Origin of the sequence: Bradyrhizobium sp. 31Argb, from assembly GCF_043638955.1 — a bacterium.
Lineage (GTDB): Bacteria > Pseudomonadota > Alphaproteobacteria > Rhizobiales > Xanthobacteraceae > Bradyrhizobium.
Genome location: NZ_JBEGDB010000181.1, coordinates 1 through 16170, shown reverse-complemented (window position 1 = coordinate 16170; position 16170 = coordinate 1). Strand labels below are relative to the sequence as shown.

Below are 16170 nucleotides of genomic sequence, written 5' to 3'. Positions count from 1 at the left end.
GAAAAACTTAGCGCCAGCGTCGGGGCGCCAGGACCACACGACTTCGCCGTCCGCGATACGCGCGCTCGTCAGTCGCATGCATCGCGTCCACCGCATCTCACCGCAACGTTCGTGACGATCGCGACCCGCCCCTCATCTTGGGTGAGACGCGCGGAGTTAAATCACTGATTTGCCCGACGGCGAAAGCGGAATGTTTTTTGCGAGAGGGATGGACAGACTTTTGGGCTGATTTGCCCGTCGGGTTGTTTTGTCGCAGGTCGCGCGCAAAATCACGCTTGTCATTCCGGGGCGCACGAAGTGCGAGCCCGGAATCCATTTCACCGCCTCCGCCTGCGGCCCGATGGATTCCGGCTCGTCCTTCGGACGCCCCGGAATGACGGAGGGCGGGGTGACACGCTGCGTTTCCCAATGCGGACCTACATTTTTCGCCCGCCCAACTCCCGCCCCGTCTCCAGCATCAATTGGCGGAGCCAGATCGAGCCGGGATCCATCTGGGCGCGGGTGGGGTAGAACATGTACTGCTCGTCGAGGCCGGGATCGAGCGGTGGCGTCACGGTCAGCAGTGATAACTGCCTGGCGAGTGCTGTGATCAGGCGGCGCGGCACGAAGGCGACGAGGTCGGTGCGGGCTGTGACATGCAGCGCCTCGATATAGCCTGGCACCACGAGAGCGATGCGCCGCTCGATGCCCTTGGAGCGCAGCCAGCTATCGATCAGATCCTCGTTCTGGCCGCGGATCACGACGGCGACATGCCTTGCCGCGAGGAACGCCTCGCGTTTCTTCAATCTCGCGCCGACCGGATGGCCGCGGCGCACCGCGAGCGCGTCGCTGTCGACATAGAGGCGCTGGCGGTGAAAGCCCTTGAAGGCGTCGCCGATCGAGATCACGAGATCGATGGTGCGGGCGAACTCGGCGGTGAAGATCGCGGGCCCCCGCCACGGCACCACGTCGATCGTCACATGCGGCGCGATCTGTGTGATCTTCTCCATCAACGGCGGCATCAAGAGCTCGACCGCGAGGTCCGGCATCATCAGCCGGAAATGCCGGTCGCTACGCGCGGCGTCGAACGCGTCGGGAACGAACAGCGCGCGCACCTGGTCGAGCGCCTGCGCCAGCGGCGTCCGCAACGCCTGCGCCCGCAGCGTCAGCTCCATGCGGGCGCCGTTGCGCACCAGGAGCGGATCGCCGATCAGATCGCGCAGGCGCTGCAGCGCGTGGCTTGTGGCCGGCTGCGACAGACGAAGCCGCATCGCGGCGCGGCTGACGCTGGCTTCCCGCAGCAGAGCGTCGAGCGCGATCAGGAGGTTGAGGTCGAGCGAGTTCAAATTCATCGGGTGAATAGATATCATATCGGCTATCGATTTGAAGAATGATCTCTACCGCGGCACAAAGAGGCGTACTCAGTCAGCCACTGGAGATGTCGCCATGAGCGCAGCCGACAACAAGAAACTGATGCAGCAGATCTTTGCCGCCGCCGGAAATCCCAACGCTGCGGTGCGCGACCGCGCGCTGTTCGCCGCGAGCCTTGCCGAGGATGCGACATGGACGGTGACCGGACAGTATTCCTGGTCGCGCACCTTCCACGGCAAGCAATCGATCCTCAACGATCTGCACGGTCACGTTCGTTCGCTGCTGGCGGAACGGGCGCGCACAGTCGCCCATCGCTTCATCGCCGACGGCGACCACGTCGTGGTTGAAGCCAAGGGCGACAATGTCACCAGGGACGGCGTCCGCTACGACAATGACTATTGCCTGGTGTTCCGGCTTGAGGACGGCAAGATCAGGGAGATCAGGGAATATTGCGACTCGGTGCTGACCGAGAAGGCGCTGGGGCTGTTTCCTGCGCCACAGGTTCGCGCGGCGGGTTGAGGCTTCCTCCGCCGTCATTCCGGGATGCGCCGCTAGGCGCAGGCCCGGAATCCATCGCGCCCCCGGTGCCGAGGCGAAATGGATTCCGGGTTCTCGCTTCGCGAGCCCCGGAATGACGGAAGCAATTGGTCAGGTGGGCAGAGCAACTTGTCCGCAGTAGCTCGAAGAGCGAAGGCGGAAGCGTGCCCACCATTCTTGTCCGTGCAAGGGATGGTGGGCACGGCGCGGTGCGCCTTTGCCCACCCTACAATGCTAACCGTCGCTGGTACCTACCGCACCCCATAGCGCGTGAAGTCGTTGCCGATCTTGACCTGGATCGTCTTTGCCAATGCAATATCGGCGTTGCTGCCCGCTTTGTCGCCCGTCTTCAGCCTGGCAAGCCCGCGCCCATAGAGTGCGCTTGCCAGCTTCGGGTCGAGTTGCAGCGCAGAACTGTAGTCATCGATAGCCGCATCGAATTTGCCCATTTTGAGGTAGATCAGTCCACGCGAGTCATACGTTGCGGCGTTGTTCGACGCTAATTGAAGCGCCTTATTGCAGTCCTCCAACGCTGCCTCCAACGCGCCGAGGATAGCCTGCGTCCAACAGCGTCCGCTCCACACGGCTTCCAAATTGGGTTCAAGACGAATTGCCTCGTCATAGTCCCGCGCCGCGCGATCATACTCGTGCTTTTTCAGGTAGGCTCTGGCACGGTTGGCGAAAGCGCTGCCGTAGCTGGGATTGAGCTGGATCGCGCCATCGAGAGCTTTGATGGCAAGGTCGTATTCGCCTTTCTTCAAATAAGCCACGCCGCGATTGTTGAAGGCCTTGACGTAAGTTGGATTGAGCTGGATCGATTGATCGAAATCCTGGATGGCGCGGTCGTAGTCTCCCTTTGCCGCATAGGCGTTGCCACGATTGTTGTAGGCGATTGCCAAGGCAGCTGTCTTGCCGTGACCGGAAGCGATGAGCGCCGTGCAGCCATTGACCCTGGCTTCAAGCGAGGCGTGATCCGTGCCGTTGCACAACGCAATGTCAGTCAGATAGTTGCTCTTCTTTGCATCCTCCGCCGCCGCGGGTGAGCCGAGCAACAGCAGGATGAGCATGCATGCGACGCCGTCAATGATGCCTCCCCTAGTACTCGCGTCCATATCAGGCTTCCTGACTTTGGAAATTGGGGAATCCGCGATCGTCGCTTTTTCGCGGAAAGGCGTCACGTCCTGCTGGTGCCCTGCGCCGAGACTGGCTTCCGAACAAATGGCCTAGCACCCTCGGCAGATATTCAGATTGGACTTGCGATTGGCTTTCTGTTCGGATTGCTGCGCTGTCGATGGGCCGGGCTTTTTCGTAAGCTTGTTCTTGCCCTCTTCGATAAGGGTTGAAAACTTGACTGTCCCGTCATCCGAAATTTCGACATGTGGAGTCGTGCCCCGAATACCCATTGTTGCGACTGGGGTATCGACCTTCATGTCGCCGGTCTTCGCGATATTGCCGGCGACAAACGTAAGTGTTCCGTTGGTTACCTTGAACAAGGTCGAGTTGGATTTCCCATTTGGGTCGTACACGAATTCGTCCAACGCCATACGGGCGTTGCTCGATAGTTTGAACGAACTGCCATCGGCAAAGTTGATCCCGACCCGGCCATCGGCCCCGGTCTGCACCACATCGCCGAGGTAAACGATATCACCCACCTTCGTCTGGACGATCTGGCCGGCGACATTTGCCTGAATGACCATCGCACCCACGTGCTCGATCGTCACCGGGCCGGTTGTGGTTACAACTGTTCCGATGGGTTTTGCTGATGCGAGATCCTGAACAGCCGGCCCGGGAGGATTGGTCTGCGCATCGGCTGCATCAACCAAAAGGCTGGCCAACGCCAGAGCCAAACTCGCCACCGACGCGATAATCGTATGCGTGCGCATGATCCCCTTCCTGAGAAGATCCTTTTTGCCGCGTGACAGCCCGCTGACTTCAATGGTCAGCCGGGTCGCTATAATTCATGCAGTACGCGCAATGTCAGGGCGGCCATGAGTGGCCACCTCATTTTAAATTTTTGTCATATTAATCCCGGAGCCGGTTCAAATGCTACCAAAACGTTGCATCTTGAGGCGGCTATAATTGCGGCGCTCCAGAGAGGGGAAACGACGCGCTCCAGGGAAAAATGATTTAATTCCTGCGTCGGGCGATTTAAATCAGGCATTGAATGCATCGGATGTTACGGATATGTTTGATTAAATTTGGATCAGGATGTTGCGGCGGGCTAGCCTAGGGTTGCCGACGCGAAGATTGTTTTGACCTCGTGGCGTAGGCAAAGCCAGAGCAAGAAAGTGCGGCACCACGCTGGGCCTGAAAGTACTCAGCAGGCGAGGTCGAAGCCATGTTCGTTGCGTCTTGTGTCGAGTCCGGGGGCGACCGCAACGCCATTGGCGCCCAGCTTCCCCAGATCATAGGTCATGTTCAGATCGCGATCGGTTGCTGCACCCTCAGCCGTGCGACCGGCGTTGCCGTTCAACTCACGGCTGGCAATCCCGTTTATCAGGGAGACGTGATCGAGACGGCGGACGACGCGCAGGTCGGAATTCGCTTTATCGACGGCACTGTGTTCAACCTCTCTCCCGGCACCCGTCTGGTGTTGAACGAATTGATCTGTGACGCCAACGGCACCTCGCATTCGGCCCTGTTTGGCGTGACCAGAGGCACCTTCGCTTTCGTTGCCGGACGGGTGGCAACGACTGGTTGCCTCACGGTTGATACGCCTGTTGGAAGCATTCGGGGCCGCGCTCATGGCGGCGGGATCGGCACGTTGACGCTCGCGGCACTGGCCTTCGCCGTTATGAACGAAGTCCATGCGGCAGAGCCGGACGTCACATATCTCGATGACGACAGCATCGCGTACAAGGATCTCGAGCATGGCGTATTCGAGCTCGTGACCAAAGAGCTGATCCCGCGACACATCATTGTCGAGGATCCCGGAGAGACGACCATCCTGAGCAGGAGAGGGTCCTCGGTCAGCGTCAACCAGACCGCGAATAGTGCGACTCGCATGGAGGAGTTGCATGCCGCCCAGCAGGACGTGCTGGCCAATTTCGCGAAGGAACAGGTGGCGCCCGGGTCGAGCACGCCTCCCTCGACGATCAATGTGCTGCCGGTGCAGCCGATCAATTTTATTCAGACGGACACTCTCCAGATCCATAATTCGCTCGCGCCGCTGCCGTCGTCGACGGCAGCTCCTGACCTGTTTGTCCTGCGTTCGGCGCCGGTGTTCACCGTCGCGACGGGACCGACGGAAATTGATACATCGGTGTTTGACCATTTCGCCGCAACGAGCGGAGCTTTCGTTGCCAGCAGCTCCAACAGCGGCGCTGCACTGACCTTCGGCATCAGTGGCGGAATTGCCGGCAGCACGGTGCTGGGAGGGGTGACATACGACGTATCGAGCGCCGGTGCCTATGGCAGGCTCTACCTCAACAGCGCGACGGGCGCCTACACCTTCGTTCCGGACAGCGGCGCGATCAATGCGCTGACCGCGCCGACGACTGAGAGCTTCATTATCACGGTGTCAGACGGCACACTCTCGACCAACCAGGTCTTCACGATCGCCATCGATGGCGTCAACGACGCGGCCATCATTTCGGGCTCCACGACTGGCGCGGTGATCGAGGCGGGCGGTGCTGGGCACGGTATACCTGTCGCAACCGGCACGCTCACCGACGTCGACGTCGACAATCCGCCGAATACTTTCACCGTGGTCGCCTCGCCGAAGGCGAGTGCCGGCGGCTACGGCACCTTCACGGTGACGGCGGCCGGCGTGTGGACCTACACGGTCAACGAGAGTAACCACGCGGTGCAGGCGCTCAATGTCGGCGGCCATCTGACCGACATCTTCATCGTGACCACCGTGGATGGCACCCCTCAGGTGGTGACGATCACCATCAACGGCACCAATGACGCGGCCGTCATTTCCGGCGCGACGACCGGCTCAGTGATCGAGGCGAGCGGCGCTGAGCCGGGCAAGCTGACCACGACCGGCACGCTCACCGATAGCGACGTCGACAATGCGCCCAACACCTTCACGGCGGTCAGTTCGCCGACGGCAAGTCATGACGGCTACGGCACTTTCACGATGACCGCGGCCGGTGCGTGGACCTATACGCTCAACGACGCCAACAGCGCGGTGCAGGCGCTCAATGTCGGCGACCACCTGACCGACACCTTCACGGTGACCACCGCGGACGGCACTGCACAAGTGGTGACGATCACCATCAACGGCACCAACGACGCGGCCGTCATTTCTGGCGCCACCATGGGCTGCGTGATCGAGGCTGGGGGCGTCGCCAATGCCAAGCCGGGCGTGCCGACCGCGACCGGCATGCTCACCGATAGCGACGTCGACAATGCGCCCAACACCTTCACGGCGGTCACTTCGCCGACGGCAAGTCATGGCGGCTACGGCACCTTCACAATGACGGCGGCTGGTGAGTGGACCTACACGCTCGACAACGCCAACGGCGCGGTGCAGGCGCTCAACGCCTGCGACCACCTGACCGACAGCTTCACGGTGACCAGCATCGACGGCACCGCACAGGTGGTGACGATTACCATCCATGGCACCAACGACGCGGCCGTCGTTTCGGGAACGACGACCGGCACGGTGACCGAAGCTGGCTGCGATACGCCCGGCACGCCAAGCGCGACCGGCGCGCTTACCGATACCGACGTTGACAATCCGGCGAATACCTTCACCGCGGTGTGCTCGCCGATGAAGAGCGATGGCGGTTATGGCACCTTCACGATGACGGCGGCCGGGGTGTGGACCTACACGCTCGACAATACCAACTGCACCGTGCGGGCGCTCGACGCCTGCGACCACCTGACCGACACCTTCACGGTGAAGACCGTAGACGGCACCGCGCAGGTGGTGACGATCACCATCAAAGGCGCTGGTGACGCAGACCGCGACGATTTCGTATGGCGTGCCCTGTCTGCTGACGGCGGCAGTCATTCGACCCCAGGCGAAGCAGGCACAGACGGCATTGCTGCCAAGCATGGTGGCAGCGCGGCGGATTTCCAGCGATCCTCGACTGCCGATGCGATGTTTGGGTCAGAGGCAGCCGGAACGCGCGTGCTTGGAGACGCATTCCACTTCAAGGACAAGAACTCAGGTCCCGGAGGTTCAGACGGCTTCGACCTCGGAAATGTGGACCATGGCCCAGCATCGAGCAGTCATCGCGAAGACGCTGCAGCAATCCACGGGCCAGAGGGAGCACAAGCAATCGAGGCGTTGCTGCATGGACAACACACGGCCGATCATTATGGCCCGGCTTCCGAGCTTGTTGGGAGCGCTGCGGTCACCCACGGGACGCACGATCTGATGATCTGACGGAATCAGGAGGTGGGCACGGCGCGCGGTTTCCTTGCCGCACGCTTGCCCACCTGGCCGGCCTCGCGCGCCAGCGTACGCCGGCACGCCGGAAGAGCGATCACGCCACCTTGGTCTTGAGGTGACCGAACATGAAGTTCCTCGCCTCGTCGTCCATCTCGGCCTTGAAGGTGAACTTGTCCTTCAATGCGATCGCGCGTGCGGCGGCCGGCCGCGCCGAGATCTCGTCGACCAGGCGCTTGACGTTCGGGTACTTCGCATAGCCCTCCTCGCCGAGCACGAACGACGCCAGCCGCGCCCAGCCCCAGAACGCCATGTCGACGATGCTGTAGCTGTCGCCGACCATGTAGCGGCTCTTGGCGAGATGATCGTCAAGGATCTTGTAGTGACGATGCGCTTCGTACTGGTAGCGGTTATGCGCGTATTCCAGTTCCTTTGGCGCCGCCGTCTTGAAATGCACCGCCTGACCCGAATAGGGGCCGAGACCAGTGGCGATGAACATCAGCCAGGACAGCGTCAGCGCGCGGTTGGCCGGCGTGTTGGCGGGAAGGAATTTTCCGGTCTTCTCAGCGAGGTAGAGCAGGATCGCGTTGGAGTCGAACACGAACACGCCGTCATCGTCGATCGCCGGCACCTTGGCGTTCGGGTTGACCTTCAAAAATTCCGGCTTGAACTGCTCGCCCTTGCGGGTGTCGACCGGTATTGCCTCGAAGGCGAGACCGGATTCTTCCAGGAACAGTGCGACCTTGTTCGGGTTCGGTGCTCCGTTGAAGTAGAATTTGAGCATCTCAAAGGCTCCGTTTGTTTGGTTGCCGACCAAATCGGGACGCGAGCCGCGTTGGGCCGCGGGCCGCACTCATGCGCCACATTCGGCGGAACGCGCAAGCGATGAATTTGTGAAAGCGCCTCGGGCGGCTTGGCGATCAGCCGAAGTACACAAAGCCAACCGCGCTGGCGACGATCAGCACAATCCCTGCCATGTCCAGCAGCGCCGCGAAGCGCGTCGCGGTTTGCAGGTCGGTGGCGTGAGCGGCACGCTCGGCGCTGCGCCCATAGCCGTGCGTAATGATGTCCTCGGTGAACTGGCCATGCGCCTCCAATGCGCTCGTCAGTCCGACGGAGACCAGAAGGACGCCGAAGATGCTGAGGCCGAAAAAGCCGAGCAGGCCGAAAAGCAATATCGGGAACATGCCGACAAAGAAGATCGGCAACAGCGGCACAAACAGGAACGTTTCGGATTGTCTGCGCATCGGGCAATCCAATCGAAACAGCGACCGATAGTGGGAGTCTAGGCCCTTTGTTCGGGCCGAATCAAGGCACGAACGTTCAACACGGCGTCATCTTGGCGCGCAGATATTGGTGGGCACGCTTCGCTTTGCCAACCCTACCGTTCCGTCATTCCGGGATGCGCCGTCAGGCGCAGGCCCGGAATCCATTGCGTCGCAGGCGCAGGTGGTGAAATGGATTCCGGGTTCTCGCTTGCGCGAGCCCCGGAATGACGGAGAGATTTCGAGGAAGTTCAGCCCACGGCTATCCCGGAGCGGATTTCGGCGCGCAGCTCGTCGATCAGCCTGAGGCCGTTCTTGGTCTCGACGTGCCAGAAGGTCCAGCCGTTGCAGGCGCCTGATCCTTGCGCAACGGCGCCGATGCGGTGGATCGAGCCGACCTTGTCCCCTAACATGATGGCGCCGTCGGCGCGCACGAGGGCGCCGACCCGCTTCTTGGCGTCGACCAGCTTGGCGCCCGGCATGATCATGCCGCGCTCGATCAGTTCGGAGAAGGCGACGCGCGGGGCTTCGCGCGCGGTCATGAACGGGGCGAGCGTTTCCTGCGGCAGTGGCTCGATGGCGGCGATGCGCGCTTCGGCGGCGGCGGCATAGGCCGCATCGCGCTCGATGCCGAGATAGCGGCGGCCGAGACGTTTCGCCACGGCGCCGGTGGTGCCGGTTCCGTTGAAGGGATCGAGCACGAGATCGCCGGGCTTCGACGAGGAGAGCAGCACGCGCGCGAGAAGCTGCTCGGGCTTCTGCGTCGGGTGGACCTTCTTGCCGTCCTTGCCCTTGAGGCGCTCTTCGCCGGTGCAGAGCGGGATCAGCCAGTCGGAACGCGCCTGCACGTCCTCGTTTGCTGCCTTCAGCACTTCATAATTGAAGGTATAGCCCTTGGCCTTCTCGTCACGCGCGGCCCAGATCATGGTCTCGTGCGCATTGGTGAAGCGGCGGCCGCGGAAATTCGGCATCGGGTTCGACTTGCGCCAGACGATATCGTTCAGGAGCCAGAAGCCGAGGTCCTGCATGATGGCGCCGACGCGGAAGATGTTGTGATAGGAGCCGATCACCCAGATCGTCGCCGACGGCTTCATGACGCGACGGGCGGCGAGCAGCCAGGCGCGCGTGAAGTCGTCATAGGCGGCAAAGGAGGAAAACTTGTCCCATTCGTCATTGACGGCATCGACATGGGATTCGTCGGGACGTTTGAGGTCGCCCTTGAGCTGCAGATTGTAGGGTGGGTCTGCGAACACGACGTCGACAGAACCGGCTGCAAGCTTCGACATCTCGGCGACGCAATCGCCTATGACGATTCGACTCGAAGACGTGGATTCAAATTTAGTGCGGGGCGCCCTTGCAGACGCCCCGCGACGCGACTCAACCATGACTCATAACTCTGACTCAGGCGACGCTGTCGGCGACGCGGGACTAAACAACCGACTGGCGCCACCATGATCCGCCAAAGTAAAAATCGACTTAATCGAAAATGCCACGCGACAAGTTCTGCGCATTTCGATTGCGGCGTTTTCAGATTCGAAATCGAGCGCTGCCTTGCAGCATGCGTTATGCGAATTGCGCCAGCGACGGCGGAATCGGAAGAATCGAAAATCGGGTTCGTTTGCAGGCAAGCTCACGCGATTCGTGAGGACGTTGGCCGCATCAGCCATGCGCGGATGGCGCGCCGTCGCACTAGGCAATAATTGCCGGGCAGGCTATTGATTAACGGAACGGAAATTTTACGTCTGTTCCGCGTTTACACAGGACAGGACTTAAGGGGAAGCCGCCATGCGTTACGATGATTTCCGTCGCAGCGACGACATCGAGGATCGTCGCGACGAGGGCGGATCTGGTGGCGGCGGAGGCGGCGGCTTCGGCATTCCCATGGGCGGGGGCGGGCTCGGCATCGGCACCATCATCGTGCTCGGCCTGCTCGGCTATGCCTTCGGCATCGACCCGCGCATCCTGATCGGCGGCGCCGAAATCCTGACCGGCGGCGGTCAGGCGCCGACCTACCAGACCGACCGCCGGACGGCGTCCGGCAAGACCGGCGCGCCGACCGATGAAATGGGCAGCATGATCTCCGGCGTCCTGGGCGAGATCGACGATCGCTGGACCGAGATCTTCCGGGAAAGCGGGCAGACCTTCACCGGTCCGAAGATCGTCTTGTTCCGTAACGCCACCAATGGCGGCCGCTGCGGCATGGCGCAGTCGGCGATGGGGCCGTTCTACTGCCCGCCGGACAAGACCATCTATCTCGATACCGGCTTCTTCCGCGAGGTCGAGACCCGGTTCCGTGGCTGCTCGGGCAGCGCCTGCAAGTTCACCGCGGCCTATATCATCGCCCATGAGGCCGGCCATCACGTGCAGAACCTGCTCGGCATCATCCCGCGCGTGACGCGGCTGCAACAGGCGGCCGACAGCAAGGCCGAGGCCAACGCGCTGCAGGTGAAGGTCGAACTGCAGGCCGACTGCCTCTCCGGCGTCTGGGTCAACCGCGAGGAGAAGAAGCGGCCCGGCTTCCTCGAGGCCGGCGACATCGACGCGGCGCTCAAGACGGCCACCGCGATCGGCGACGATACGCTGCAGCGGCAGGCGACGGGCAGGGTGGTGCCGGACTCCTTCACCCACGGCTCGGCGCAGCAGCGACGGCAATGGTTCATGACCGGCTACCAGCAAGGCACGGTGTCGGCCTGCAACACCTTTGGCCAAGGGGCGCTGTGAGATTTGGATAGCGATTGTCATGGCCTCCACAGACGAATCAAAACCGTTCATTCCGCTCAACATCGCGGTGCTGACGATTTCCGACACAAGGACGCTCGCCGACGACAAGTCCGGAACGACGCTGGCGGATCGCATCATTGCGGCCGGCCACAAGCTGGCGGCGCGCGAGATCGTCACTGACGACGTCGAGGCGATCCGTGCGGTGGTGAAGCGCTGGATCGCTGACGAGGGCGTCGATGCGATCATCACCACCGGCGGCACCGGCTTCACCGGCCGCGACGTGACGCCGGAAGCGATCGAGCCGCTGTTCGAAAAGCGGATGGACGGTTTCTCGATCGCCTTCCACATGCTGAGCCACGCCAAGATCGGCGTCTCGACGATCCAGAGCCGCGCCACCGCCGGCGTCGCGGGCGCGACCTACATCTTCTGTCTGCCCGGCTCGCCCGGCGCCTGCCGCGACGGCTGGGACGGAATTCTGGCGGCGCAGCTCGACTACCGCACGCGCCCCTGCAATTTCGTCGAGATCATGCCCCGGCTGGATGAGCACCTGCGCCGGCCGAAGGCGCAAGGCGCGACGGTCTAGTTTCACGACCGTCATTCCGGGGCGCGCGAAGCGCGAACCCGGAATCCATTTCGCCGCCTGCGCAAGTGGTCCAATGGATTCCGGGTTCGCGCTGAGGCGCGCCCCGGAATGACGCCGGTGGCGACATCACCGCTTGTGAATGATCCTCACTAGCCGCGCCCACAACGCACGCATCATATCGCGATAAGCCTCGGCCCGGAGCGCGTGCGCTTGCTTGACATGGAAGGCAAGCAGTTCCGGCGTGACGCGCCGCGGTGGATCGCGGCGCGTCAACTTCACAGCGCCCGCTCCCAGGTCTCGCCGACGAGGTCCTGCCCGAAGCTGCGATGCGGCTCGCTTTTCACCAGCACGAAGCCTGCGTCCTGATAGATTTTTCGCGCGGCGATCAGGATGCTCTGGGTCCACAGCGTGATCTTGCGGTAGCCGCAGGCCCTGGCGAAGCTGATGCATTCGCCAACCAGCCGCTTGCCGAGCCCCTGGCCGCGCCCGGCCGGGTCGATCAAGAGCAGCCTGAGCTTGGCGATGTCGTCGGAATGCCTGACCAGGAACACCGAGCCGACCGGTATCCCCTCGAGATCGGCGATCCAGCAGCGTTCGCGCGAGGCGTCGAATGAGGTCAGGAATTTTGCGACGATCTCGGCGACGAATGCCTCGAAGGATGAATCGAAGCCGTATTCGCTGGCGTAGAGCGCGCCATGGCTCTGCGCCACCCAGCCCATATCGCCCGGCCGCGGATCGCGCAGCACAGCGCGCGGGGCTGCGGCCTCGCCGAGCAGCCGCTCGATCGTGCCCATCGCCCCTGTCAGGCGGACGCGATCGTCCGGCGGAAGCCGCGCGAGCATTGATGCGACCTCATCGTGCGAGGTGCGGTTGATCCTGGCAAAGGTCTGCCGCCCCTTTGCGGTGAGGCCGAGCTGGTATTGCCGGCGGTCGGAGGCGAGGGGGCTTCGGGTCAGAAGCCCGTCCTCGTCGAATTTCTGGAGGATGCGGCTGAGATAGCCGGGATCGAGCCCGAGCTCGGTCCCGATCTCCTTCGCCGATATTTCCTCGCGATGGGCCAGCTCATAGAGCACCCGCGCCTCGCTGAGCGAGAACGGGCTTTTCAACAGATGCTGGTCGAGGACGCCGAGCTTGCGGGTGTAGAAGCGGTTGAACGCCCGCACCGCGGCGACCTGGGTTTCGGAATCCGGCTCTGACATAGGGGCACCTCGATAGTTGCTATTGTCAAATAATTATTTGACTTTGGCAAGTATCAAGGCGCTGTCATTCCGGGGCGCGCGAAGCGCGAGCTATGATGTGCAATTGCACATCAGAGAATCCATTCATCTGCACGGTGTGCGGCCCGATGGATTCCGGGCCTGCGCCTTCGGCGCATCCCGGAATGACGAGGGAAACGTAAGGTCCTACGCGACGATGATCCGGCTGCGCAGCATGGTGCGGGAGGAGCGGCCGAGCTGCCGCAATAGCCGCGCCTCGGAGCGGCGGGCATCCGGGCGGTAGCCGCCGAGCTGCTCATAGTGATCGCGTGCGATCAGGAGGCCCTGTTCGGCGGTCGGGCCGGTCAGCATGCGGGCGACGAACTTGAAGCTGTCGCGCAGGCGGGTGTCGGCGTAGGGCGAGCGGGCGTAGCGGAAGATGCCGGCGCGCGGCCGGCCGCTCATCGCGACCCCCTGGATGAACTGGGTGGTCTCCTCGATCCAGCCGCTGTCGAGCACGGCGCCGGCATGCAGGAACATCAGCCAGGGCGAGCGCGCCTGACGGGCTCCGGCCGCCAGCGCTGCGGCGCGGGTGCCGTCGAACGCCATGAAGCGGCAACCGGCGACATCGGCGACGCGTTCGATCACGTCGGACTTGGCGCCGTTCTTGGCGCGATCGACCAGCAGCACCTCTTTCACGATTCCGGACGCGGCACCCGGAACCAGCGCCGCAAGGGTCGCCACCGCGGTCCGCTCGTCGCCCTCGGTTGGAATGATCACGCTCAGCATCAACAGCGGCTTCGTTGGCTCGAAATGGGTGGAAAGCTCGAAAATTGTTATCACCTTGTCACAATCAAAACAGCCGTAGGGGTGCAGTTTTTTGCGGCAGCGCCATTGTGGAATTTCGCGAATGTGTTCTTGATTTGTTCTCACGACATGCTAGCTTCAGAGCATGAGCCGAGCATCCTCTCATGCCCTCAAGCACCCGCCGGTGACGGCGCCCTCCACACCGGCGGGTGCGCCCTCCGCGTTTCCCGAACTCGCGGTCGCGATCGAGCGCGAACGGCGGCGCGGCCGCGGCGCGCAGTCCAATGCGAGCGGCCGCTACGAGGCCGAGGCGCGCGTTACGTTCGACGACGGCTGGCAGAGCCTGGAAGACCTGCCGCCGTTCAAGACCACTGTCTCGCTCGACACCTCGCGCAAGGTCATCGCGCGCAACGACTCGCCCGACATCGGCTTCGACCGCTCGATCAATCCGTACCGAGGCTGCGAGCATGGCTGCGTCTATTGCTTCGCGCGGCCGACCCACGCCTATCTGGGCCTGTCGCCGGGACTGGATTTCGAATCGAAGCTTTTGGCAAAACCCGATGCGCCGGCGCTACTCGAGAAGGAGCTGGCCACGCCAGGCTATGAGCCGCGCATGATCGCGATCGGCACCAACACCGATCCGTACCAACCGATCGAGCGCGAACACAAGATCATGCGGGGTATCCTCGAAGTGCTGGAGCGTGCCGGCCATCCGGTCGGCATCGTCACCAAATCGGGACTGGTGGCGCGTGACATCGACATCCTGCAGCGGATGGCAAAGCGCAACCTGGTCAAGGTCGCACTGTCGGTGACGACGCTCGATGCCAAATTGGCGCGCACCATGGAGCCGCGCGCCTCGACGCCACCGAAGCGGCTGGAAACGATCAAGCGGCTTTCGGATGCCGGCATCCCCACCACCGTGATGGTCGCACCCGTGATCCCCGCGCTGAACGATTCCGAGATCGAGCGCATCCTCGATGCCGCGGCGCATGCCGGCGCCAAGGAAGCCAGCTACGTGCTGCTGCGGCTGCCGCTGGAAGTGCGCGACCTGTTCCGGGAATGGCTGCTCGCGAATTATCCCGACCGCTATCGCCATGTCTTCACCCTGATCCGCGACATGCGCGGCGGGCGCGACTACGACTCGCAATGGGGGACGCGGATGAAGGGTACCGGGCCGATGGCCTGGATGATCGGCCGCAGGTTCGAGATCGCCTGCGAGAAGCTCGGCCTGAACAAGCGTCGCTCGAAGCTGACGACCGACCATTTCGTCAGGCCGAAGCAAAGCGGCGAGCAACTGAGCCTGTTCTGAGAGGCGTCATTGCGTCCCTCTCCGTCATTGCGAGGAGCCAACGGGTCCCGCCTCTGGCGGGCCCGATGACAGGCTCCGCGACGAAGCAATCCATGCCTCCGCAAGCGGAGAGGTGGATTGCTTCGCTGCGCTCGCAAAGACGGGGGAATGCTGAATAATGGGGACGAGCGCCGGGTTCCCGGTTGCGCAGGTGCGGCTGCTTCAGCACAGTCGCGCCCATGATTCGGGATAAGTCCGAGAAGAAAAAGCCTGTCAAACCGGCGAAGGGCGTGATCGCGGTGACGCCGCCGAGCTTTCGGCGCGAGCGTGCGCTGATCAAGCGCGGCGTGTGGCCGATTGCCGGCTGCGACGAGGCCGGGCGCGGCCCGCTGGCCGGTCCCGTCGTGGCCGCGGCCGTGGTGCTCGACCCGAAACGCATTCCAAAAGGCATCGACGATTCGAAGCGGCTGACGGCGGAACGGCGGGAAGAGCTGTTCGAGCAGATCTGCGCGACGTCAGCCTTCGCGGTCGCCTTCGCATCGCCCGCGCGAATCGATCGCGACAATATTCTGCGCGCCTCGCTCTGGGCGCTGGCGCGCGCGGTGCAGGCGCTGCCCGAGCAGCCCAAGCATGTCTTCGTCGACGGCCGCGACAAGGTCGCCGTCACCTGCGATTGCGAGGCCGTAATCGGCGGTGACGGCATCGTGATGTCGATCGCGGCCGCCTCCATCATCGCCAAGGTGACGCGCGACCGGCTGATGTGCGCGCTGGCGCTGGATTGCCCCGGCTATGGCTTCGAGCAGCACAAGGGCTATGCGGTGCCGGAACATCTGGAGGCGCTGGATCGCTTGGGGCCGAGCGCGCATCACCGCAGCTTCTTTGCGCCCGTGATCGCCGCCCGGCAGAAGCATTTCCCGGAAACGATCGAGCCCGATCTTTTCGCGGTGGACCCGACGGTCGAGACGGTGGACCCGACAATCGCGGCCGAGGCGACCGCCGCGATCTAGCATTACAGTTGTAATTGACTGAGGATTCTGAATCCATGGGCAACCATGATTCGAAGATCGTGGACGCAGGCA

General features: G+C 62.9%; 15 protein-coding genes. 6 read left to right on the top strand and 9 right to left on the bottom strand.

The annotated features are described in order from the left end of the window. Positions 1-416 precede the first annotated feature (416 nt). The gene (locus AAFX91_RS27965) at positions 417-1331 is read right to left on the bottom strand and encodes a LysR family transcriptional regulator (RefSeq protein WP_394568777.1); all 915 of its coding nucleotides are present in this window, start codon (positions 1329-1331) and stop codon (positions 417-419) included. Positions 1332-1425: 94 nt separating this feature from the next. Here AAFX91_RS27965 and AAFX91_RS27960 point away from each other — a divergent pair, with 94 nt between their 5' ends. Beyond that, positions 1426-1869: a nuclear transport factor 2 family protein gene (locus AAFX91_RS27960; RefSeq protein ID WP_394568776.1), complete on the top strand. Its 444-nt coding sequence runs from the start codon at positions 1426-1428 to the stop codon at positions 1867-1869. Positions 1870-2138: 269 nt separating this feature from the next. On the opposite strand, the gene AAFX91_RS27955 is transcribed toward AAFX91_RS27960, so the two are convergent. Both AAFX91_RS27955 and AAFX91_RS27950 read right to left on the bottom strand, forming a co-directional pair. Continuing rightward, a complete protein-coding gene (locus AAFX91_RS27955) occupies positions 2139-2954 on the bottom strand; it encodes a tetratricopeptide repeat protein (protein ID WP_394568775.1) in 816 nt (271 codons plus the stop codon). A 156-nt stretch (positions 2955-3110) separates the two neighbouring features. Then, on the bottom strand, positions 3111-3770 hold the full coding sequence (locus AAFX91_RS27950) for a FecR domain-containing protein (protein WP_394568774.1): 660 nt from the start codon (positions 3768-3770) through the stop codon (positions 3111-3113). 455 nt (positions 3771-4225) lie between these two features. Between AAFX91_RS27950 and AAFX91_RS27945 the strand changes: the two genes are divergently transcribed. Continuing rightward, a complete protein-coding gene (locus AAFX91_RS27945) occupies positions 4226-7228 on the top strand; it encodes a VCBS domain-containing protein (protein ID WP_394568773.1) in 3003 nt (1000 codons plus the stop codon). Between the two features lie 100 nt (positions 7229-7328). Here AAFX91_RS27945 and AAFX91_RS27940 read toward each other — a convergent pair whose 3' ends face one another. The 3 genes from AAFX91_RS27940 to AAFX91_RS27930 form a co-directional block, all read right to left on the bottom strand. Continuing rightward, entirely contained in the window at positions 7329-8015 is a 687-nt protein-coding gene (locus tag AAFX91_RS27940; protein WP_394568772.1) for a glutathione S-transferase family protein, read from the bottom strand. Positions 8016-8151: 136 nt separating this feature from the next. Continuing rightward, on the bottom strand, positions 8152-8478 hold the full coding sequence (locus AAFX91_RS27935) for a hypothetical protein (RefSeq protein WP_394568771.1): 327 nt from the start codon (positions 8476-8478) through the stop codon (positions 8152-8154). 269 nt (positions 8479-8747) lie between these two features. After that, positions 8748-9881: a site-specific DNA-methyltransferase gene (locus AAFX91_RS27930; protein ID WP_394568770.1), complete on the bottom strand. Its 1134-nt coding sequence runs from the start codon at positions 9879-9881 to the stop codon at positions 8748-8750. Between the two features lie 400 nt (positions 9882-10281). Here AAFX91_RS27930 and AAFX91_RS27925 point away from each other — a divergent pair, with 400 nt between their 5' ends. Both AAFX91_RS27925 and moaB read left to right on the top strand, forming a co-directional pair. Further along, positions 10282-11217 carry a neutral zinc metallopeptidase gene (locus AAFX91_RS27925; RefSeq protein ID WP_394568769.1) on the top strand — a complete coding sequence of 312 codons (936 nt, stop codon included), beginning with the start codon at positions 10282-10284 and terminating at the stop codon, positions 11215-11217. A gap of 19 nt (positions 11218-11236) precedes the next feature. Next, positions 11237-11800 carry a molybdenum cofactor biosynthesis protein B gene (moaB, locus tag AAFX91_RS27920; protein ID WP_130581446.1) on the top strand — a complete coding sequence of 188 codons (564 nt, stop codon included), beginning with the start codon at positions 11237-11239 and terminating at the stop codon, positions 11798-11800. Positions 11801-11926: 126 nt separating this feature from the next. Here moaB and AAFX91_RS27915 read toward each other — a convergent pair whose 3' ends face one another. From AAFX91_RS27915 to AAFX91_RS27905, 3 genes are all read right to left on the bottom strand, one after another. Next, entirely contained in the window at positions 11927-12079 is a 153-nt protein-coding gene (locus tag AAFX91_RS27915) for an RSP_7527 family protein (RefSeq protein ID WP_394568768.1), read from the bottom strand. Continuing rightward, entirely contained in the window at positions 12076-12999 is a 924-nt protein-coding gene (locus AAFX91_RS27910) for a helix-turn-helix domain-containing GNAT family N-acetyltransferase (protein WP_130581445.1), read from the bottom strand. The genes AAFX91_RS27915 and AAFX91_RS27910 overlap by 4 nt, the downstream gene beginning before the upstream one ends. Before the next feature lie 204 nt (positions 13000-13203). Then, positions 13204-13785, bottom strand: coding sequence for a glycosyltransferase (locus AAFX91_RS27905; protein ID WP_130581457.1), 582 nt, complete (start codon positions 13783-13785; stop codon positions 13204-13206). A gap of 163 nt (positions 13786-13948) precedes the next feature. On the opposite strand from AAFX91_RS27905, the gene AAFX91_RS27900 reads away from it, so the two are divergent. Both AAFX91_RS27900 and AAFX91_RS27895 read left to right on the top strand, forming a co-directional pair. After that, a complete protein-coding gene (locus AAFX91_RS27900; RefSeq protein WP_130581444.1) occupies positions 13949-15112 on the top strand; it encodes a PA0069 family radical SAM protein in 1164 nt (387 codons plus the stop codon). Between the two features lie 218 nt (positions 15113-15330). Beyond that, positions 15331-16098, top strand: coding sequence for a ribonuclease HII (locus AAFX91_RS27895; RefSeq protein ID WP_394568767.1), 768 nt, complete (start codon positions 15331-15333; stop codon positions 16096-16098). Positions 16099-16170 lie beyond the last annotated feature (72 nt).

Excerpts from the sequence above, each read along its gene's own strand:
- AAFX91_RS27950 (WP_394568774.1), bottom strand. The coding sequence starts at position 3,770 with ATGCGCACGCATACGATTATCGCGTCGGTGGCGAGTTTGGCTCTGGCG.
- AAFX91_RS27930 (WP_394568770.1), bottom strand. The coding sequence starts at position 9,881 with ATGGTTGAGTCGCGTCGCGGGGCGTCTGCAAGGGCGCCCCGCACTAAA.
- AAFX91_RS27945 (WP_394568773.1), top strand. The coding sequence starts at position 4,226 with ATGTTCGTTGCGTCTTGTGTCGAGTCCGGGGGCGACCGCAACGCCATT.
- AAFX91_RS27925 (WP_394568769.1), top strand. The coding sequence starts at position 10,282 with ATGCGTTACGATGATTTCCGTCGCAGCGACGACATCGAGGATCGTCGC.
- AAFX91_RS27955 (WP_394568775.1), bottom strand. The coding sequence starts at position 2,954 with ATGCTCATCCTGCTGTTGCTCGGCTCACCCGCGGCGGCGGAGGATGCA.
- AAFX91_RS27895 (WP_394568767.1), top strand. The coding sequence starts at position 15,331 with ATGATTCGGGATAAGTCCGAGAAGAAAAAGCCTGTCAAACCGGCGAAG.
- AAFX91_RS27965 (WP_394568777.1), bottom strand. The coding sequence starts at position 1,331 with ATGAATTTGAACTCGCTCGACCTCAACCTCCTGATCGCGCTCGACGCT.
- AAFX91_RS27940 (WP_394568772.1), bottom strand. The coding sequence starts at position 8,015 with ATGCTCAAATTCTACTTCAACGGAGCACCGAACCCGAACAAGGTCGCA.
- AAFX91_RS27905 (WP_130581457.1), bottom strand. The coding sequence starts at position 13,785 with ATGCTGAGCGTGATCATTCCAACCGAGGGCGACGAGCGGACCGCGGTG.
- moaB (WP_130581446.1), top strand. The coding sequence starts at position 11,237 with ATGGCCTCCACAGACGAATCAAAACCGTTCATTCCGCTCAACATCGCG.
- AAFX91_RS27935 (WP_394568771.1), bottom strand. The coding sequence starts at position 8,478 with ATGCGCAGACAATCCGAAACGTTCCTGTTTGTGCCGCTGTTGCCGATC.
- AAFX91_RS27910 (WP_130581445.1), bottom strand. The coding sequence starts at position 12,999 with ATGTCAGAGCCGGATTCCGAAACCCAGGTCGCCGCGGTGCGGGCGTTC.
- AAFX91_RS27900 (WP_130581444.1), top strand. The coding sequence starts at position 13,949 with ATGAGCCGAGCATCCTCTCATGCCCTCAAGCACCCGCCGGTGACGGCG.
- AAFX91_RS27960 (WP_394568776.1), top strand. The coding sequence starts at position 1,426 with ATGAGCGCAGCCGACAACAAGAAACTGATGCAGCAGATCTTTGCCGCC.